The sequence below is a fragment of the Streptomyces sp. NPDC047869 genome, assembly GCF_040704065.1.
Taxonomy (GTDB): Bacteria; Actinomycetota; Actinomycetes; order Streptomycetales; family Streptomycetaceae; genus Streptomyces.
In genome coordinates this window covers 238,318-256,316 of sequence record NZ_JBEYRK010000001.1, presented here as the reverse complement: position 1 = coordinate 256,316, position 17,999 = coordinate 238,318, and the positions used below count along the sequence as shown (strand labels likewise).

Genomic DNA, 17,999 nt, shown 5'->3' with positions numbered 1-17,999 from the left:
CCGCACCAGCGCCGCGGACCTGGAGCTCCTCTGCCTCATACCGCAACCCTAGCGCCGCAATGCAGGGACATGTGTCCTCGCCGTGGCAGTTTTCCGGGCGCGGGAACGCTCCTACATGATCGCCCTGTACGTCTGCCAGCCCGTCGCGATCTTCGTGCGGGACCCGAAGGAGCCCTTGCCGTCGCCGCTGTTGCGCCAGAGGTTGCCGCTGCTGTCGCGGGAGACGAGGTCCGCCCTGCCGTCGTCGGTGAGGTCACCCACGCCGACCACGGCGTTGTAGGAGGCGCCCCAGTCGCCGAACACCTTGGCGCGGGCCGCGAAGGTGCCGTCGCCCTTGCCGTTGTAGCGGTAGAGGGTGTTGGCCTTGTCCTGCGCGAGCAGGTCGCCGATGCCGTCGCCGTTGAGGTCGCCGGCGCCGATGATCTTCTTGTAGCCCTTCCAGTCGTCGTACAGCTTCACGCGGGACGACAGCTTGCCGGTGCTGGTGCCCTTGTGGAGGTAGACGGCGCCGGTGGAGGCGTTGCGGGTGATCAGGTCCGGGCGTCCGTCGCCGCTGACGTCACCGGGCGAGGTCAGCACGTCGTACTGGGTCCAGCCGCTGCTCGCGAGGGTGGTGTACGACGTCGACGGCGTCACCGCCGCACCGCACGCCGGGCGGTAGGCGCGCAGGGCGCCGCTGCTCAGCCGCACCAGGACGTCATTGCAGCGGTCGCCGCTCAGGTCGCCGAACGGCACGAACCTGGCGCTGGTGGGCCAGTCGGTGCCGGAGACCTTGCTGCCCAGCGTGCCCGTGCCGGTGCCGCGCCGGATGGTGAGGGTGCCCGAGGAGTTGAGCGTGAGCAGGTCGCCGACACCGTCCTTGCCCGCGTAGTCGCGCGGCGCCGCCGCTCCGGCCGTCACCGCCACGCTGCCCGACAGGCTGAGGTCGGAGCCCTGGCCGTCGGCGGGCCGGGCGGTGAGCGTCCAGGTGTAGATGCCGTTGGTGACCAGGCGGCCCGTCGAGTCCTTGCCGTCCCACGTGGCCTTCAGCAGGCCGCGGGCGTCGGAGCCGGACACGGTGCGCACGGTGGCGCCGGACGCCCTGGCGCGGACGGTCACCTTCCAGGAGGCCGCGGGCTTCGAGAGCCACCAGGTGCCGGACCAACTCGCGGCTCCGGCCGCGACGGTGGAGTCGATGGCCGACAGCGCGGACGCGGGAACGCCGGTCGGTAGGAGGTGGACGCGCTGCTCGCGGTCGGCGTAGGCGACGCCGCCGCCGAAGCGGTCCACCGTCCAGTTCAGACCGACCCTGAAGCTGTCCCGGCCGATGTCGGTCCAGTCGGCCAGCTTGCGGCTCGGCAGTTCCGTGTGATCGCCGCTGGACGGCAGCCCGTTGTGCAGGTCGATGAGCGTGAGACCGCTCCTCGACTCGGTGCCGCCGACGCGCTCGACGAGATACCCGTCACCGAGGAGGACCCGGCTCGCCGGGGCGGTGGCGGTGCGCTTGGACGCACGGTCGTAGACGCCCGAGCCCAGCACGTCGCCCCAGGCGTCCCGGCAGACCCAGTACACCCAGCGGCCCACCGCCTGGAGGTCGGACGGGGTGCAGCCGTTGCGGGTGGTGAAGGACTCCATGGCGGCGCCGGACGGGAGCCGGGTGGCTGTGACCTTCCCTCCGGTGGCCGCGCCGCTCCACAGTGTGTCGCCCCAGACGGCCGCGGCGACCCGGTCGCGTTTCTGCAGCACCTTGCCCGCCGAGCCGTCGGCGAACCGGCCGACGTACTGACGGCCGGAGGAGGCGCCGTCGACGATCGCGTACCGTCCGGAGAGATCCTGGAGCTCCGGGCCGGGGTCGCCTGTGTCGAGGGTCGGACCCCAGTCCTCGGCGCCGTTGGCGCGCAGCATGGTCAGATCCGACTCGGTGGGCTCGAGACGGCCGTGGTGGCCGGTGCCGTCGGCGAACATCCGGATGCAGTGGCCGGTGCCGTCGGTGCAGTCGCCGTCCCGTCCGCTGACCAGCCCGTCCACCGTGGTCCTGGCCACGGTCGGAGTGCCGCCCGTGGTGAACCAAGTGCTCCGGTAGGCGCCGCGGATGGTTTCCGGCTCGTAGCGCGTGCTGTTGTCAGCCGTGGTGAGGATGCCGCTGCCGAGGGACAGCCCGAGGACCTGCGCGGGCATCGGCTGTACGGCGGTCACACGGTCGCGGACGACGGAACCGCCGGGTCCCCGGGACACGCGGTACACGCCCCAGTCGAGGTCGCCCCGCTCGACGGGCCGCGCGGCGCCCGCCACGAGGACCGAGCCGTCCGGCGCCTGGACGAGTCCGTGGGCTGCCGGGTCCATGACCTGGGTCAGATCGGTGTCCGTGCCGTCTGTGGTGAGCGCCCACAGCGGCTGGCCCCGGTACTTGTTGTCGCCGGGTGACATCGGCTCGACGCCGAGCAGCTTGTCACCGATGATCCCGTACGCGGCCTGGTGGGTCAGGGAGCCCGTGTCGAAGGTACGGGGCTCGGCGGACAGGTCGTCGCGGTCGTACAGGTCCGCCTTGCCGCGTCCGCTGCGCAGCCGCAGCACCGAGTCGGCGCCCAGCCGGAACCCGGTCACCTCCCAGGTGTCGTCCGGACCGACCCGGTCGGGCAGCCCGCCGAACACGCCGAGGGAGAGGTCGACGATTCCCCAGTGGGTCTGGGTCCGATCGTCGGCGCCGGTTTCGTAGCGCAGGATGACGGACCGGGCGTCGCCGTCCTCGACCACCACGTCGAAGGCACCGTCCGGGAGCCCGGTCACGGGGGTCTGTACGACCTCGCCCCCGTCCTGGACGCGCCACATCTGGTAGGCGCTCGGGTTCGCGTTGCCGCCGCTGGTGCTGCTGAGGACGGTGCCGCCGAACGTGCCCTGGTAGGTGTGGCCCTCGGGCACCGGCACCACGGCGGCGCCGCCCGAGGCGCCCGCGCCCTGGAGCAGGGTGACCTGGGCGTCCTCCTCCGAGTAGAGGGCGACCGTGTCGGAGCCGTCCCCGTAGTAGCCCGGCTGGAAGGACGCGGCCGCACTGAAGGAGCCGCTGTCGATGTCGTACTGCACCGGGACGTCCAGCCCCTGCTCCAGCGCGGTCGTGGTGCCGGTGGCGTACTCGGTCCACAGGAGCCGGTCGTCGCCCTCCTGGGCCCAGAGGAATCCGCTGGTCCCCGCGTTGAGGATCTGCGTGGTCCTGGGCACGGCACGTGCGGCGGCGGGCAGCACGAAGTCGGCAGCCGACTGCGGGGCGGCCGCCGCCGGGTACGGCACGGCGGCGAGCGGGAGGCTCAGGGTCAGTGCCGTCGCCAGGGCGGCCGCGGTATGCGCCGCCGGCCGGCCGGGGCGTACCGAGCGGTGGACAGGAACCGAGTTGCGACTGCGCCGGCCGGATCGGGCCACTGTTCCTCCTGGAAGCAAGAAGAAGGCATGGCGAGACGTACGGCAATGCACTGGCATTTCCCCGGCCCCCCGGCCGCTCCCCCACGCGCGTGGGAGCCTAACAGCATGTCCATGACCAGGCTGGGGGCAAGGGTGAAGTCGGGGCGGCCACAGCGGAATTCCTAGAACGGCAAAAAGGCCCGAGTCTTTCGACTTGGGCCTTCTTCGTGGAGCGGGTGACGAGAATCGAACTCGCGCTCTCAGCTTGGGAAGCTGATGTTCTACCATTAAACTACACCCGCGTAACTTCGGGCGGATCGGCTCCGCGGAGTCGATGCCCGAACGCTCGCTCACTGTACCCCATCGTGGACCCCCGGTGCCCGGACCCGGGGGTCCACGTGCGTCCGGGGCATGGGATACCGCTGCGGGGGAACGGAGTTGGGGCGTACCGTGGCGGGGTGGGAGAGGGGCCGGGCGAGGCCGGAGTGCCGCCTGGAGAGCCGTCTCTTTGATCCCGTAATGTGGCTTTCGTCGTCAGAGCAGCAGGGCGATGAGGCTCTTGGGGAAGGGACTTGAGGGATTTGATGGAACGCACCGTCGTTCGTTGCGCTGACGGGCACGTCTTCAGCGCCACTTCGTTCCCGATGCAGAAGGCCGAGCGGCTGGGCCCCGGCCGGCTCGTGAGGTGTCCGCGGTGTGCCCGGCTCCGCAGTGTGGTGCCGGTCGCCCTGGAGAAGCGGTAGCCGGGACCACCAGCACACGTACACAGGCGCGCGGAGTCGTCACGATTGTCGGGGCTCCGCGCGCCTTGCGTATCCTCGGGGCGTGCTTCTCTCAGACAAGGACATCCGGGCCGAGATCGATGCCGGGCGGGTACGGATCGATCCCTATGACGAAACCATGGTGCAGCCGTCGAGCATCGACGTCCGGCTGGACCGGTACTTCCGGGTGTTCGAGAACCACCGGTACCCGCACATCGACCCCTCGATCGAGCAGGCCGATCTGACCCGGCTGGTCGAGCCCGAGGGCGACGAGCCGTTCATCCTGCACCCCGGGGAGTTCGTGCTCGCGTCGACGTACGAGGTGATCACGCTCCCCGACGACCTCGCCTCGCGTCTTGAGGGGAAGAGCTCCCTGGGCCGGCTCGGGCTCGTCACGCACTCCACCGCCGGGTTCATCGACCCGGGGTTCAGCGGTCACGTGACCCTGGAGCTGTCCAACCTCGCCACCCTGCCGATCAAGCTCTGGCCCGGCATGAAGATCGGCCAGCTCTGCATGTTCCGGCTGACCTCGCCGGCGGAGCACCCGTACGGCAGCGAGCGCTACGGCTCCCGGTACCAGGGGCAGCGCGGGCCGACCGCCTCGCGGTCCTTCCTGAACTTCCACCGGACCCAGGTGTGAGGGCGGCGGCGACATGAGCGAAGCGCGGGAGAATCTGACCTACGAGCGGTTCGGCACCGCGATCCGCGAGCTGGCGCAGACCATCGCGGACGACGGGTACGAGCCCGACGTCGTGCTGAGCATCGCGCGGGGCGGGGTGTTCGTGGCGGGCGGGCTGGCCTATGCCCTCGACTGCAAGAACATCCACCTGGTCAACGTCGAGTTCTACACCGGCGTCGGCACCACGCTGGAGATGCCCGTCATGCTCGCGCCCGTGCCGAACGTGATCGACTTCTCCGACAAGAAGGTGCTGATCACCGACGACGTCGCGGACACCGGAAAGACGCTCAAGCTGGTGCGCGACTTCTGCCTCGACACCGTCGCCGAGGTGCGCTCCGCGGTGATCTATGAGAAGTCCCACTCCCTGGTGAAGTGCGAGTACGTCTGGAAGCGGACCGAGGACTCGATCTGGATTAATTTCCCGTGGTCTGTTGAGCCCCCTGTGATCCGCCACCACACCACCGTCCTGGACGCCTAAGCCCCAGGTCGCAGTGCTGGCCCCTGCCGTCCGGCAGGGGCTTCTGCGTATCCCTACCTTCCAGTGAGTCCGGGCGTGTCGGCACGCCCTTACCCGACAACGCGAATATCCGGGCGGTCGCATAGACGCAGCTCACCGGCCCCTCGTACGGTCATGGCAGACGTCCCAAGAGGGGCCAGCCGAAGGGGAGTTCAGGTGGCACGCGAGGAGCTGCAGCGACTGACCGGCAATGGCAACGGCACTCGGGGGCACGACTACGAAGGGGTGTGAAGGGCGGCGTCCAGCACATTCGACTGGGCGTTGACGAGATCGCCTGGGATGTTCGCCGATGCCCTGGGCGTGTAGGAAACGGCCTTGTAGATCGCCAGTGTGGACCCGTGGCGGATGACGGCCACACTGACGGGGGACTTCAGGCCGTCCTCACCGGGCTCAACAACCCACTTGAGGCGGAAGGCGACCCCTTCATCGCCTTGCGGGGGAGCGTTGGTGGCCTCGACGTCGTCGTACGTCACCTTCATGGCACCCGCGCCCGCCTCGTATCCCTTGCAGGACTTCAAGCTCGTACGAAGCTCTTTTATGACTTGTGAGGCATCCGCTGAGCGGTACGACACCAGGGTGAGGGTCGCAGAGTGCCCCTTCGTGCCTGCGATGCGCTGCACGCTGCCGACGGGGGTGTAGCCGCTGGCTCCATCCACTGCGGCGCTGACCGGCGCGCACAGCGACGGGGCGGTGTTGGCACGGCGTGCGGCATGGATGACGCCATTGCCCACGCCTTTCGTTCCCGCTCCAATCTCTTCCACTTGGACTCCGGGAAGATCATGCGCGTCCACTACGGCATCTTCGAGCTGCTGCTGAGAGAGCACACGTGCCCTGTGCTCCGTGCCTCCGCTGACGGGCCCTGCCGGGGAGCCTCCGTCATGGTTGCCGCCGCAAGCCGTCATGCCGATGGCCATCAAAGCCATGACCGCCAGGTGTCTTCGCCCGATGGCCCTGCTCATGGTCCCTCCCCTTGTCCGTACGGTGACGAGGAACGATACGACAGGTCATCGGGTGTCTTCACCGTCAGGCTGCGTGCCGGGATCGTCTTGCTCAACCCACCACTTTCCCCAGCTCACATCCAGTACGCCATGAACCACGCCTGCTCGGCTCTGCCTGGGTCGATGGCGTACGGGATGGGAGCACCCCGCGCACGCCGATACGGACCCGCAGTCGGGAACGGAGCCCCCTCCATCCCGGTGCCGGCCGATCCCCCGCCGGAGGCTCTGTTCTGACCGTAACTGCGATGGGCGGTGGTCGACTGGCCACCGGCCCTATCCACATGTGGGCGCGCGTCGGCGCAGCGCGGGCTGAGCGGGCCGGAGGCAGGAGCGGCGCCCCGAGTGGAGCCGGGAAGCCCGCCCGGCGGAGCGGAGCGCAGCCGGGGCTTGATCGGGCCCGTGTGGCGCTGACTCCAAGCTGAGTGGCCCATCACCAACCCAGAACGCGAGGCCGAGTATCCGCAGGCCTCGCGTTCTCGTGCGTCTGCCCGGCGCTGACCTGCGCAAATGATGCCTGCGGGACTACCCTCATCCAGTCAATGACGCCTGGTCCGTGCTGCCTCCGGTCCGGAAGGCCGGTACGCCGATCACGCCGTCCAAGGACGCCCGCTAGGACACCGGTGAACGGTCCGGCGCCCGGGGGCTCGTGCCGCCGGGCGCCGGACCGTGTCGTCAGAGCGTCGTCGTCACTGCCCCGCCTGCTGCTGCTGTTGCTGCTGCTGGATGCAGTCGATGGTGACCGTGTTCCCGTCGTCCTTCTTGACCGTCTTCAGGGCCTTGGTGGACTTGCTGGCCTTGGTGGACTTGCTGGACTTGCTGGATTTGGCGGACTTGGTGGCCTTGGTGGCCTTGGTGGTCTTCAGCGCCTTGGCGGCGGCGGGGTCCGCGGCGGCCTGCTGTTGCTGCTGTTGCTGCTGCTGGTTGCAGTAGACGGTGATCGTGCCCGGGTCGTCGTCCTTGGCGGCCTTCAGGGCCCGGGTGGCGGCTTCGCCCATCCGGGCCTGGTCCATCGCGGGGTAGGAGATCTGCAGGAGCGTCACGTTGCGCAACAGCGGAAGGGCGTCCCCGTCACCTTGTGCCTGGGCGCCGCCGGCGCTGAAGAGAACCGCTGCCGTCACAGCGGCGCTGACCGCGGCACATCGCTTGGCGAACTTCACTCGACCAACCTTTCGTCGTCCCTGATGCCGAATTCCTGGCTTCGGTGGACAGAATGGCCACGGCGGGCGGCGAACGATCACCGGGCACGCTGCGGTGCCTTTCTTTTCCCCCGGACAGCCTCACCGGGGAAATGCGCCTGGCGCGCGCGAAAGGCCCCCGGCGGGGGACCGCGCGGGGGCCTTCCGGAAGGGGACGGGCCGGCTAGAACGTGCCCAGCTTCACGATCGACAGCAGCGCGATCAGCTGGATGGCGGACGCGGCCAGCGCCTTCGGCCAGGGCAGGTCGTGCGAGCGGGACACCATCAGGGTGAGCAGGGCGCCCGCGCCGATCCAGGTGGCCCAGCCGAGCAACTGGACGAAGCCGGCGTCACCGCCGAAGAACATGGCGAAGACCAGGCGTGGGGTGTCCGTGAGGGACGTGATCAGCATGGACAGGCCGACCGTGGGCTGCCAGGCGCCGTTGCCGCCGAGCTGGCGGGCCAGGGTGTGGGTCACCACGCCCAGTACGAAGGCGCTCAGCACCATCGCCACGGCGGTGACCAGGACGATCGGGATCGCGTTGGACAGCGTCGCGTTGATCGCGTCCGCGCGGGCCCCGTCGAAGCCGAAGACGGCGAGCAGGCCGTAGAGGAAGGTGACGATCAGGGCCGGGGCCCACATCGTGTAGTCCCGCATCCGCAGGAACGTCTGGTTCGGGGCGAGGACGACGCCCTTCAGCAGTTCCTTCCAGTGCAGGGGCGGGCCGATCGGGCCGGACGGCGCGGCCGCGCCGGCGTGGTAGGTCGAGCCCTGGGTGTAGCCGGCGGCCTCGTCGACCGAGAACGCCTGGGTGTGGCCCGGGTTGTTCGCCGCGTACGGGTCGTATCCTCCGTGTCCGGCGCCCGGGTGGCCGCCGTCGCCGAAGTACTCCGGACCGTCGCCGGCCGGCCCCGGGTACCCGTACGGCTGCCCCTGCTGCGGGTACGGCGGCTGCGGTGCCGCCGGATAGCCGTACGAGGGGCCCGCGGCCCGTCCGTGCGGCGGCCCCTGCCGTCCCTGCGAGGGCCCGCCGGGCCGCCCCTGTCCGTACGACGGTCCCTGCGGCGCCTGCTGTCCTTGGGGGGTGCGGTTGTCTCGGCCCCCACGTCCGCTCCTGAATCCAGCCACGTCATCGAACGTACCTGGTCCCGGGGACCGACGTGCCGGGCCCGGGCGTCCGGGCCCGGCTTTGCGGCCGACCTGTGACATCCCCTAAGGGACCGTCAGGGTCGGTCAGTCGGCGAAGTTTGATCCGAAGAACGGCGTGCCCGTGGTCGAGACGCCCGAGGTGCTCGGGGCGATGGCGCGGGAGCCGGTCGTGGTGATCTTGGTGCCGTTGGAGGGAAGGTAGGTCACCGCGCCGTTGTCGGCGTTCTCCCTGGAGCCCACGATCAGGTCGGCCCTGCCGTCGCCGGTGACGTCGTCGAGCTTGACGTCCTGCCCGAAGTAGTCGTCGTCCTCGTCGCTGCCGGGCACGCCCGCCGTGGACTGGGCGAAGGACTGGGCGCCGGAGTCGGTGTTCAGGCCGTCCGGGGTGCCGTAGAGGACGGTGACCGTACCCGTGTTGGCGGCGCTGCCGATGTTCTCGCCGGCCACGCCGATCGCGAGGTCGAGGAAGCCGTCGCCGTTGACGTCGCCGAGGTCGAGCTCGTAGCCGAAGAAGTCGTTGCCCTCGGCGGTGCCGGGGACGTTGCCCGTGTCCTGGGTGATGCCGGTGGCGTTGGAGGGGCCGCCGTCGGAGCCGTAGGTCACCCAGACCTTGCCGCCCTTGCCGGAGTCCGGGACGGCCGTGCCGGTCTCCGTGGTGGTGTTCCAGTAGGCGCCGCTGACGATGTCCCCGTAGTGGTCGCCGTTGATGTCGCCGATCGCGGTGATCACGCCCGGCTTCAGGGGCATGGCCTCGGACATGTGGAGTCCGCTCGCCCCGCCCGGAATGTAGTAGTTGCGGTTCCAGCCGTCGGCGGTGTCGGTCTCGAAACCGTCGACCACCAGGTCGGTCTGGCCGCTGTTGTTGATGTCGCCGGCGGTCAGGTTGAGCGGGCCGTTCGCGTCGGTGCCCATGATCGGGGGCTTGACCGTGTACTTGCCGCCGGGGGTGCCGGAGGAGTTGAAGCCGCCTTTGAGGACGTAGATGGTGGCGGTGGAGCTGCCGACGGCCAGGTCGGCCCGGCCGTCACCGTCGAAGTCGCCGGCGGCGAGGTTCTTGCCCCAGTAGTCGTGTGCGGAGGGCGCCGGGTCGGCGACCGAGACGCCCTTGCCGGTGATGCCGGCGGCGGAGCCCCACAGGATGGCGACGCCGCCTCCGTCGGTGTCACCGCCGACGTCCTCACCGGGGGTGCCGACGGCGAGGTCGTCGTAGCCGTCGTTGTTGAAGTCGGCGTACGCGGTCTCGGAGCCGAAGTGGTCGCCGGTCTCGGCGGAGCCGGGGTTGCCGGCGGTGTTCTGGCTGATCGTGGAGCGCTTGGCGGACGATACGCCGCTTTGGGAGCCGTAGAGCACGACGAGCTGGCCGGCGCCCTTCTTGCCGCTGACGTACGCGCCGTCCGCGGAGAAGGCCGTGTCGCCGATCCCGTCGTTGTCGAAGTCGGCCTGCGGGACGACGGTGGAGTCCGCGGCCGTGGCGGTCACGGCCGCGAACGTGAGCAGCCCGCCCGTCAGCGCGGCGGCGGTGGCCGTCGCGAGGGCGAGTCGCAGAGGCTTGTGCATGCGGGTCTCTCCTGCTGCATGCGGGGGATGCCTGGCGGGCATCCGCAGTCGATGGGGTGCGGACCGTCCGGGTTCGCCGCGAGTTGTCCCGCGGTTCACGGAGCGTTCGGCGCAGAGGAGACCTGCCTCGGGGCACAAGGGTTGTGCGTGAGCCCTGTCACTTTCCGGGGCCGCCGGGAACCGGACCGGCCCGGATCACATCGCCAGGAACTCCGAGCTGGAGAAGGTCACCGCGGGTTCGCCGCCGAGCAGGTCCTTCGCCGACCCCCGGTACACGGCGACGGTGTCCTTCGTGCCGCCCCGGTGCGTCCGCACGACCAGGTCGGCCCGTCCGTCCCCGTCGAAGTCGCCGGCCGTGAGGACCCGGGTGGTGCCGGGCCCGGGCGGCGCGAGGGTGACCGCGTCCTTCCCGGACAGCCCGGCCGTCCCCGCGCGCAGGACACGCAGCCGGGAGCCGCTGGAGACGAGTTCGTCGCGGCCGTCGCCGTCGAAGTCTGCGGTGTCCAGCATCGAGCCGGGCACGGCGAGGGCCGCCCGGGCCGCGGGAGCCGGGAGGTCGTAGCGCAGGGACGTTTCCGCCGTGCCGCCGACCGCCGCGTCCAGCGCCTTGCCGCGGCCGAAGCGGCCGAGGGCCACGTCGACGCCGGCGGGCAGGCGGGTGCCGGTGCGGGCGGGGCCGGCCGGGCCGCCGAGGACGACCGCGGCGGTGCCGGTGCCCTCGGTGGCGCGGACCACGAGGTCGTCGTAGCCGTCGCCGTCGACGTCGGCCGCGGGTCCGACGGGCACCTCGCCGGGGGAGGGGAGCGGCGCGCCGGCCGCGTGCGGGGCGCCGGTCCGGCTGAACGGGCCGCGCAGGTACGACAGCCTGCCGCCGGACGCGTGCAACACCAGGTCCTTCCTGCCGTCCCCGTCGAAGTCGCCGCAGACCGGCTGGTCCGGCCAGTCGTTGCCGAAGCGGGCGCGGGCCGGGACGGTGAGCTTGACGGCGCGGCCGGTCAGCCCGGCGGGAGAGCCGAACAGCACCTGTAGCGGCACCGGGGGCCGGCCCTGGCCGTCGTAGGGCGGGTCGGTGGAGACGATCAGGTCGGTGAAGCCGTCGCCGTCCAGGTCGCAGCCCTCCTCCGCGTCGAAGACGGCCGGGGGCTGTCCCTTCGTGGGGGCTGCCTGCTTCCTCGGGGTGAGCAGTTGCCGTGCGCCGGGCGTGAGTCCGCGCGGGCCGCCGTAGACGATCCCGATGCCCGTGTCGTCGGCGTGGCTGTCCTCCTTGACGAGGTCGTTGAGGACGAGGTCGCGGTGGCCGTCGCCGTTGAAGTCGTCGGGGACGTCGCTCCCCTCACCGTGCGGGACGGGGAGTTCGGCGGGGGCGTCGGCGATCCGGGCGGGTGTGGGCCCGGCCCCGCCGTCGGCGCCGCCCGGGCCGCAGGCGGCGAGGAGCAGGGTGCCGCAGAGGGCGGCGGTGGCCGCGGTACCGATCCCACGTCTGCGCACGCGCACCGCGCACCTCTCCCGGCTCTCAGACGACAACCTCGCAATCATGCACGCGTTCGAGAGGCGGGGTAAGGGGCGGGGTGGCGGATCGGCCACGGCGGTGCGGCCACGGCGGTCCGCGGACACCACGGCGCCCCCCGGTCCGCCGTGCGGTCAGGGGGGCGCCGTGGGCTGTTCAGCGGGTGGTCACTTCACCGGCTCGGGCTCCGGCTCGCTCTCCGTCTCCGCCTCGCCCGCCGGGTCGACCGGCGTTCTGACGGAGTCGAGGAGCAGCTGGGCGACGTCCACGACCTGGATGGACTCCTTGGCCTTGCCGTCGTTCTTCTTGCCGTTGACCGAGTCGGTCAGCATGACCAGGCAGAACGGGCAGGCGGTGGAGACGATGTCCGGGTTGAGGGAGAGGGCCTCGTCGACGCGCTCGTTGTTGATGCGCTTGCCGATCCGCTCCTCCATCCACATCCGGGCGCCGCCGGCGCCGCAGCAGAAGCCGCGCTCCTTGTGGCGGTGCATCTCCTCGTTGCGCAGGCCCGGGACCTTGCCGATGATCTCGCGCGGGGGCGTGTAGATCTTGTTGTGGCGGCCCAGGTAGCACGGGTCGTGGTAGGTGATGATGCCCTCGACCGGGGTGACCGGGACGAGCTTGCCCTCGTCCACCAGGTGCTGGAGCAGCTGGGTGTGGTGGATGACCTCGTAGTCGCCGCCGAGCTGCGGGTACTCGTTGCCGAGGGTGTTGAGGCAGTGCGGGCAGGTGGCGACGATCCGCTTCGCCGACTTCGGCTTCCTGGACTCCGCCGTGACCTTGCCGTCGTCGTCCAGCTCCTCGCCGAACGCCGTGTTCAGGGCCATGACGTTCTCCATGCCGAGCTCCTGGAACAGGGGCTCGTTGCCCAGGCGGCGGGCGGAGTCACCGGTGCACTTCTCGTCGCCGCCCATGATCGCGAACTTCACGCCCGCGATGTGTAGCAGCTCGGCGAAGGCCTTGGTGGTCTTCTTGGCGCGGTCCTCCAGGGCGCCGGCGCAGCCGACCCAGTAGAGGTACTCGACCTCGGTGAGGTCCTCGATGTCCTTGCCGACGACCGGGACCTCGAAGTCGAGCTCCTTGAGCCACTCCAGGCGCTGCTTCTTGGCCAGGCCCCAGGGGTTGCCCTTCTTCTCCAGGTTCTTGAGCATCGTGCCCGCCTCGGACGGGAACGCGGACTCGATCATGACCTGGTAGCGGCGCATGTCGACGATGTGGTCGACGTGCTCGATGTCGACGGGGCACTGCTCGACGCAGGCGCCGCAGGTGGTGCAGGACCACAGGACGTCCGGGTCGATGACGCCGTTCTCCTCGGCGGTGCCGATCAGCGGGCGCTCGGCCTCCGCGAGGGCGGCGGCGGGCACGTCCTTGAGCTGCTCCTCGGAGGCCTTCTCCTCGCCCTCCATGGTCTTGCCGCCGCCGGCCAGCAGGTACGGCGCCTTGGCGTGCGCGTGGTCCCGCAGCGACATGATCAGCAGCTTCGGGGAGAGCGGCTTGCCGGTGTTCCAGGCGGGGCACTGCGACTGGCAGCGGCCGCACTCGGTGCAGGTGGAGAAGTCCAGCAGGCCCTTCCAGGAGAACTGCTCGACCTGGGACACGCCGAAGACGTCGTCCTCGCCCGGGTCCTCGAAGTTGATCGGCTCGCCGCCGGAGGTCATCGGGAGCAGGGCGCCGAGGGAGGTTCCGCCGTCGGCGTTGCGCTTGAACCAGATGTTCGGGAAGGCGAGGAAGCGGTGCCAGGCCACACCCATGTCGGTCTTCAGGGCGACGGTGATCATCCAGATGAAGGACGTCGCGATCTTCAGGCCCGCGAAGAAGTAGGTGAGGTTCTGGAGCGTGGAGACGTCCATGCCCTCGAGCCAGTGGACGACCGGGTACGAGATGAAGAACGAGGCCTCGTAGCCGTCCACGTGGTGCTGGGCGCCCTCCAGCGCGTGCAGCATGAAGATGCAGACGCCGACGATGAGGATGACGGCCTCGACGAAGTACGCCTGGCCGAAGTTGGAGCCGGCGAAGCGGGACTTGCGGCCCGGCTTGCGCGGGTGCGTGAGCTGCCGGATGACGATCAGGGCGAGGATGCCGAGCACCGTCATCGTGCCGATGAACTCGACGAAGACGTTGTACGGCGCCCAGTCGCCGATGACCGGCAGGATCCAGTCGGCCTGGAACAGCTGGCCGATGGCGTTGACGATCGTCAGCAGCAGCGAGAAGAAACCGACCGCCACGAACCAGTGCGCGACACCGACGATGCCCCAGCGGTTCATCCGGGTGTGGCCGAGGAACTCCCTGACCACGGTGACGGTGCGCCGGCCGGGCTCGTCGGTTCGGGTGCCCGCGGGCACGTTCTGGCCGAGCCGCATGAAGTTGTAGATCTGCAGGAGGGCGCGGGCGAACAGGGCCACGCCGACCACGATCAGAACCAGCGACACGATGATCGCGGCGAGTTGCATTTCGGGGCTCCTCGGGCCTGCGAGGGAAATTACTAAGCGGTAACTTATGCAGTCCGTTCGAGACTACCCGCATCTTTACTCGCACTGTAGCCAGGCGCGAGGTGATCTGGATCGCTGAGGTGTGCCTCAGCCGAGCGGCAATCTGATCGTGTTATTCGTACCGAATTGCTACTTTCGCGCCTAACTTAGAGCCGTGCTCTACGGGATCGCCGCGGCCTGCGCCGCCCTCCTCCTCACCGCCGTGCTCGCGGCGCTGCTCCGGATGCCCGCGCTGCGCGCGGGAATCGTGGACCGGCGGCGGCAGCGGCCCCTTCCGGTGCTCGGCGGAGTGGCCGTCGTGGCCGTCACCTGCCTGGTCGCCTGGGCGGGGGAGTGGCTCGGGGTCGCGCCGTTCGGGGACGGGGTCGGCCGGCTCCTGGCCGTCGCCGCCGGGATCGCCTTACTGGGGCTGGTCGCCGACGTGTGGCGGCTGCGCGCGCGGGTGCTGGTCACCGGCGCGGCCGTGGCGGCGGCCTGTGTGGTGCCGTACGACGAGACGGGCGCCTGGGGCGGCCTCCTGGCCGTGGGCTGGATCGTCTTCGCCACCCTCGCCTTCAAGGGGCTCGACCACGCCGACGGGCTGGCCGGGACCGTGGGGGTGGTCACCGCCTTCGGCGCGGGGGTCTGCGCCGCGGCGGAGCTGATGGACGGGCTCGCGGTGCTGCTCAGTGTGTTCGCCGCCGCGCTGACCGGCTTCCTGATGCACAACTGGCATCCCGCGCGCGTGGGGCTCGGGGCCTGCGGGTCGCTCTTCACCGGATTCCTGCTCTCCTCGGCCGTTGTCTTCACGCGCGCGGGGTACGAGCTCGAGCAGAGCGCGGGAGTGGTGTTCAGCCTGAGCGCCGTGGCCGCCGCGGACTTCCTGCTGGTCGTCCTCGCCCGGCTCACCTCCCGCCGCCCGCTGCTCAGGCGGGGCCCGGACCATCTGGCGCACCGGCTGCGGCGGCTCGGGCCGACCCCGCCGGGGGCGGTCGTGCTGCTGGGTGCCGGGTCCTTCTCCTCCGTGCTCGTGGGGGTGCTCGTGCACACGGGGTGGACCGGGGACAGGGCGGTGCTGTGGGTGGTCGGCGGGGTGGTCTTCGCCGTTCTCGTACTCCTTCGCATCCCTGTCCAGCCGCCCCGGCGGACGGTATCGACGCAGGTCAGCGGCCAGTTGCGTGTAAGGAACGGATAAGAGTTGAGTCCTGTTGACTCAGGTCTGTTGACCGCGCGGGCCCGCTCATGCACACTTGAGCCTGTTCCACTCAAGTCAGCTGGAGGAATCAACCATGGCACGTGCGGTCGGCATCGACCTGGGCACGACTAACTCCGTCGTCAGCGTTCTGGAGGGCGGCGAGCCCACCGTCATCACCAACGCCGAGGGTGCCAGGACCACGCCGTCCGTCGTCGCCTTCGCGAAGAACGGTGAAGTGCTCGTCGGCGAGGTGGCCAAGCGCCAGGCGGTCACGAACGTGGACCGGACCATCCGGTCCGTCAAGCGCCACATGGGCACCGACTGGAAGATCCAGCTCGACGGGAAGGACTTCAACCCGCAGCAGATCTCCGCCTTCATCCTGCAGAAGCTGAAGCGGGACGCCGAGTCCTACCTCGGCGAGAAGGTCACGGACGCGGTCATCACCGTCCCGGCCTACTTCAACGACTCCGAGCGCCAGGCGACGAAGGAGGCCGGCGAGATCGCCGGCCTGAACGTCCTGCGCATCGTCAACGAGCCCACCGCCGCGGCGCTCGCCTACGGCCTCGACAAGGACGACCAGACGATCCTCGTCTTCGACCTCGGTGGCGGCACCTTCGACGTGTCCCTCCTGGAGATCGGCGACGGCGTCGTCGAGGTGAAGGCCACCAACGGTGACAACCACCTCGGTGGTGACGACTGGGACCAGCGTGTCGTCGACTACCTGGTCAAGCAGTTCCAGTCCGGTCACGGCGTGGACCTGTCCAAGGACAAGATGGCGCTGCAGCGTCTGCGCGAGGCCGCCGAGAAGGCGAAGATCGAGCTGTCCTCGTCCACCGAGACCTCGATCAACCTGCCCTACATCACCGCGTCCGCCGAGGGCCCGCTGCACCTGGACGAGAAGCTCACCCGCGCCCAGTTCCAGCAGCTGACCGCGGACCTGCTGGAGCGCTGCAAGACGCCGTTCCACAACGTCATCAAGGACGCGGGCATCCAGCTCGGCGAGATCGACCACGTCGTCCTCGTCGGCGGCTCCACCCGTATGCCGGCCGTCGCCGAGCTCGTCAAGGAGCTGACCGGTGGCAACGAGGCCAACAAGGGCGTGAACCCGGACGAGGTCGTCGCCATCGGCGCCGCCCTCCAGGCCGGTGTCCTCAAGGGTGAGGTCAAGGACGTCCTGCTCCTCGACGTGACCCCGCTGTCCCTCGGCATCGAGACCAAGGGCGGCATCATGACGAAGCTCATCGAGCGGAACACGACGATCCCGACCAAGCGGTCCGAGATCTTCACCACCGCCGAGGACAACCAGCCCTCCGTGCAGATCCAGGTCTACCAGGGCGAGCGCGAGATCGCGGCGTACAACAAGAAGCTCGGGATGTTCGAGCTGACCGGTCTGCCGCCGGCCCCGCGTGGTGTCCCGCAGATCGAGGTCGCCTTCGACATCGACGCCAACGGCATCATGCACGTGACCGCGAAGGACCTCGGCACGGGCAAGGAGCAGAAGATGACCGTCACCGGCGGCTCCTCGCTGCCGAAGGACGAGGTCGACCGCATGCGCCAGGAGGCCGAGAAGTACGCGGAGGAGGACCACGCCCGCCGCGAGGCCGCCGAGACCCGCAACCAGGGCGAGCAGCTCGTCTACCAGACCGAGAAGTTCCTCAAGGACAACGAGGACAAGGTCCCGGGCGAGGTCAAGACCGAGGTCGAGGAGGCCGTCGCCGAGCTGAAGGAGAAGCTCAAGGGCGAGGACACCGCCGAGATCCGCACGGCCACCGAGAAGGTCGCGGCCGTCTCGCAGAAGCTGGGTCAGGCCATGTACGCCGACGCCCAGGCCGCCCAGGCCGCCGGTGGCGCGCCCGAGGGTGAGGCCAGGGCGGACGACGACGTCGTGGACGCCGAGATCGTCGACGACGAGCGCAAGGACGGTGCCGCGTGACGGAGGAGACCCCGGGCTTCGAGGAGAAGCCCGACGTCCCCTCCGGCGCCACCCCCGACGACGCCGAGCCGAAGGCCGCCCCCGAGGAGGGGGCGGCCCCGGCCGGGGACGCAACCGCAGACGCCGGCCTGGTGGCACAGCTGGACCAGGTGCGCACGGCGCTGAACGAGCGCACGCTTGACCTCCAGCGCCTGCAGGCCGAGTACCAGAACTACCGCCGCCGCGTCGAACGCGACCGGGTCGCGGTCCGGGAGATCGCCGTCGCGAACCTCCTGACCGAGCTCCTGCCCGTGCTCGACGACATCGGCCGGGCACGGGAACACGGCGAACTGGTCGGCGGCTTCAAGTCGGTGGCCGAGTCGCTGGAGACCGTCGCGGCCAAGATGGGCCTGCAGCAGTTCGGCAAGGAGGGCGAGCCCTTCGACCCGACGATCCACGAGGCCCTGATGCACAGCTACGCGCCGGACGTCACCGAGACGACGTGCGTGGCCATCCTGCAGCCCGGGTATCGCATCGGCGAGCGCACCATCCGCCCCGCGCGGGTGGCCGTCGCCGAACCGCAGCCCGGCGCGCAGACCGTCAAGGCCGAGGGCGCCGAGGAGAACACCGAGGCGGACGCGGCGGACGACAAGGAGAACGGTGGCCCGGAGGAGGGCTGACGTAATCACCGTGGACAGGAAGGAGGGA

12 protein-coding genes and 1 tRNA gene are annotated in these 17,999 nt (G+C 70.1%); 5 read left to right on the top strand and 8 right to left on the bottom strand.

Annotated elements, in window-relative coordinates:
• Positions 1-111: 111 nt before the first annotated feature.
• Together AB0924_RS01175 and AB0924_RS01170 are read right to left on the bottom strand one after the other, a co-directional pair.
• Complete coding sequence (locus AB0924_RS01175; protein ID WP_366910378.1) at positions 112-3,393, bottom strand: FG-GAP-like repeat-containing protein; 3,282 nt, start codon at positions 3,391-3,393, stop codon at positions 112-114.
• Positions 3,394-3,600: 207 nt separating this feature from the next.
• A tRNA-Gly gene (locus AB0924_RS01170) sits at positions 3,601-3,674 on the bottom strand.
• A gap of 523 nt (positions 3,675-4,197) precedes the next feature.
• Here AB0924_RS01170 and dcd point away from each other — a divergent pair.
• Both dcd and AB0924_RS01160 read left to right on the top strand, forming a co-directional pair.
• Complete coding sequence (gene dcd / locus AB0924_RS01165; protein ID WP_351672548.1) at positions 4,198-4,773, top strand: dCTP deaminase; 576 nt, start codon at positions 4,198-4,200, stop codon at positions 4,771-4,773.
• A 13-nt stretch (positions 4,774-4,786) separates the two neighbouring features.
• Complete coding sequence (locus AB0924_RS01160; protein ID WP_358933117.1) at positions 4,787-5,290, top strand: phosphoribosyltransferase; 504 nt, start codon at positions 4,787-4,789, stop codon at positions 5,288-5,290.
• Positions 5,291-5,544: 254 nt separating this feature from the next.
• Here the strand turns inward: AB0924_RS01160 and AB0924_RS01155 are convergent, their stop codons facing one another.
• The 6 genes from AB0924_RS01155 to AB0924_RS01130 all read right to left on the bottom strand — a co-directional run bounded on the left by AB0924_RS01155 (position 5,545) and on the right by AB0924_RS01130 (position 14,166).
• A complete protein-coding gene (locus AB0924_RS01155) occupies positions 5,545-6,288 on the bottom strand; it encodes a hypothetical protein (RefSeq protein ID WP_358933115.1) in 744 nt (247 codons plus the stop codon).
• A 725-nt stretch (positions 6,289-7,013) separates the two neighbouring features.
• Complete coding sequence (locus tag AB0924_RS01150; protein ID WP_366910377.1) at positions 7,014-7,484, bottom strand: hypothetical protein; 471 nt, start codon at positions 7,482-7,484, stop codon at positions 7,014-7,016.
• A gap of 202 nt (positions 7,485-7,686) precedes the next feature.
• Positions 7,687-8,712: a Yip1 family protein gene (locus AB0924_RS01145; protein WP_366910376.1), complete on the bottom strand. Its 1,026-nt coding sequence runs from the start codon at positions 8,710-8,712 to the stop codon at positions 7,687-7,689.
• 24 nt (positions 8,713-8,736) lie between these two features.
• The gene (locus AB0924_RS01140) at positions 8,737-10,209 is read right to left on the bottom strand and encodes an FG-GAP and VCBS repeat-containing protein (RefSeq protein ID WP_358933108.1); all 1,473 of its coding nucleotides are present in this window, start codon (positions 10,207-10,209) and stop codon (positions 8,737-8,739) included.
• A 195-nt stretch (positions 10,210-10,404) separates the two neighbouring features.
• Entirely contained in the window at positions 10,405-11,703 is a 1,299-nt protein-coding gene (locus AB0924_RS01135) for a VCBS repeat-containing protein (protein WP_366910375.1), read from the bottom strand.
• A 180-nt stretch (positions 11,704-11,883) separates the two neighbouring features.
• Positions 11,884-14,166, bottom strand: a complete 2,283-nt coding sequence (locus AB0924_RS01130; RefSeq protein WP_366910374.1) for a (Fe-S)-binding protein — start codon at positions 14,164-14,166, stop codon at positions 11,884-11,886.
• Positions 14,167-14,359: 193 nt separating this feature from the next.
• On the opposite strand from AB0924_RS01130, the gene AB0924_RS01125 reads away from it, so the two are divergent.
• From AB0924_RS01125 to grpE, 3 genes are all read left to right on the top strand, one after another.
• The gene (locus tag AB0924_RS01125) at positions 14,360-15,379 is read left to right on the top strand and encodes an MraY family glycosyltransferase (RefSeq protein WP_366910373.1); all 1,020 of its coding nucleotides are present in this window, start codon (positions 14,360-14,362) and stop codon (positions 15,377-15,379) included.
• 94 nt (positions 15,380-15,473) lie between these two features.
• On the top strand, positions 15,474-17,312 hold the full coding sequence (gene dnaK, locus AB0924_RS01120) for a molecular chaperone DnaK (RefSeq protein ID WP_358933100.1): 1,839 nt from the start codon (positions 15,474-15,476) through the stop codon (positions 17,310-17,312).
• Positions 17,309-17,971 (top strand): nucleotide exchange factor GrpE, encoded by a 663-nt coding sequence (grpE, locus tag AB0924_RS01115; RefSeq protein ID WP_358933098.1) that lies wholly within the window; start codon positions 17,309-17,311, stop codon positions 17,969-17,971. Before dnaK ends, grpE begins: the two co-directional genes overlap by 4 nt.
• The last annotated feature ends 28 nt before the right edge of the window (positions 17,972-17,999 follow it).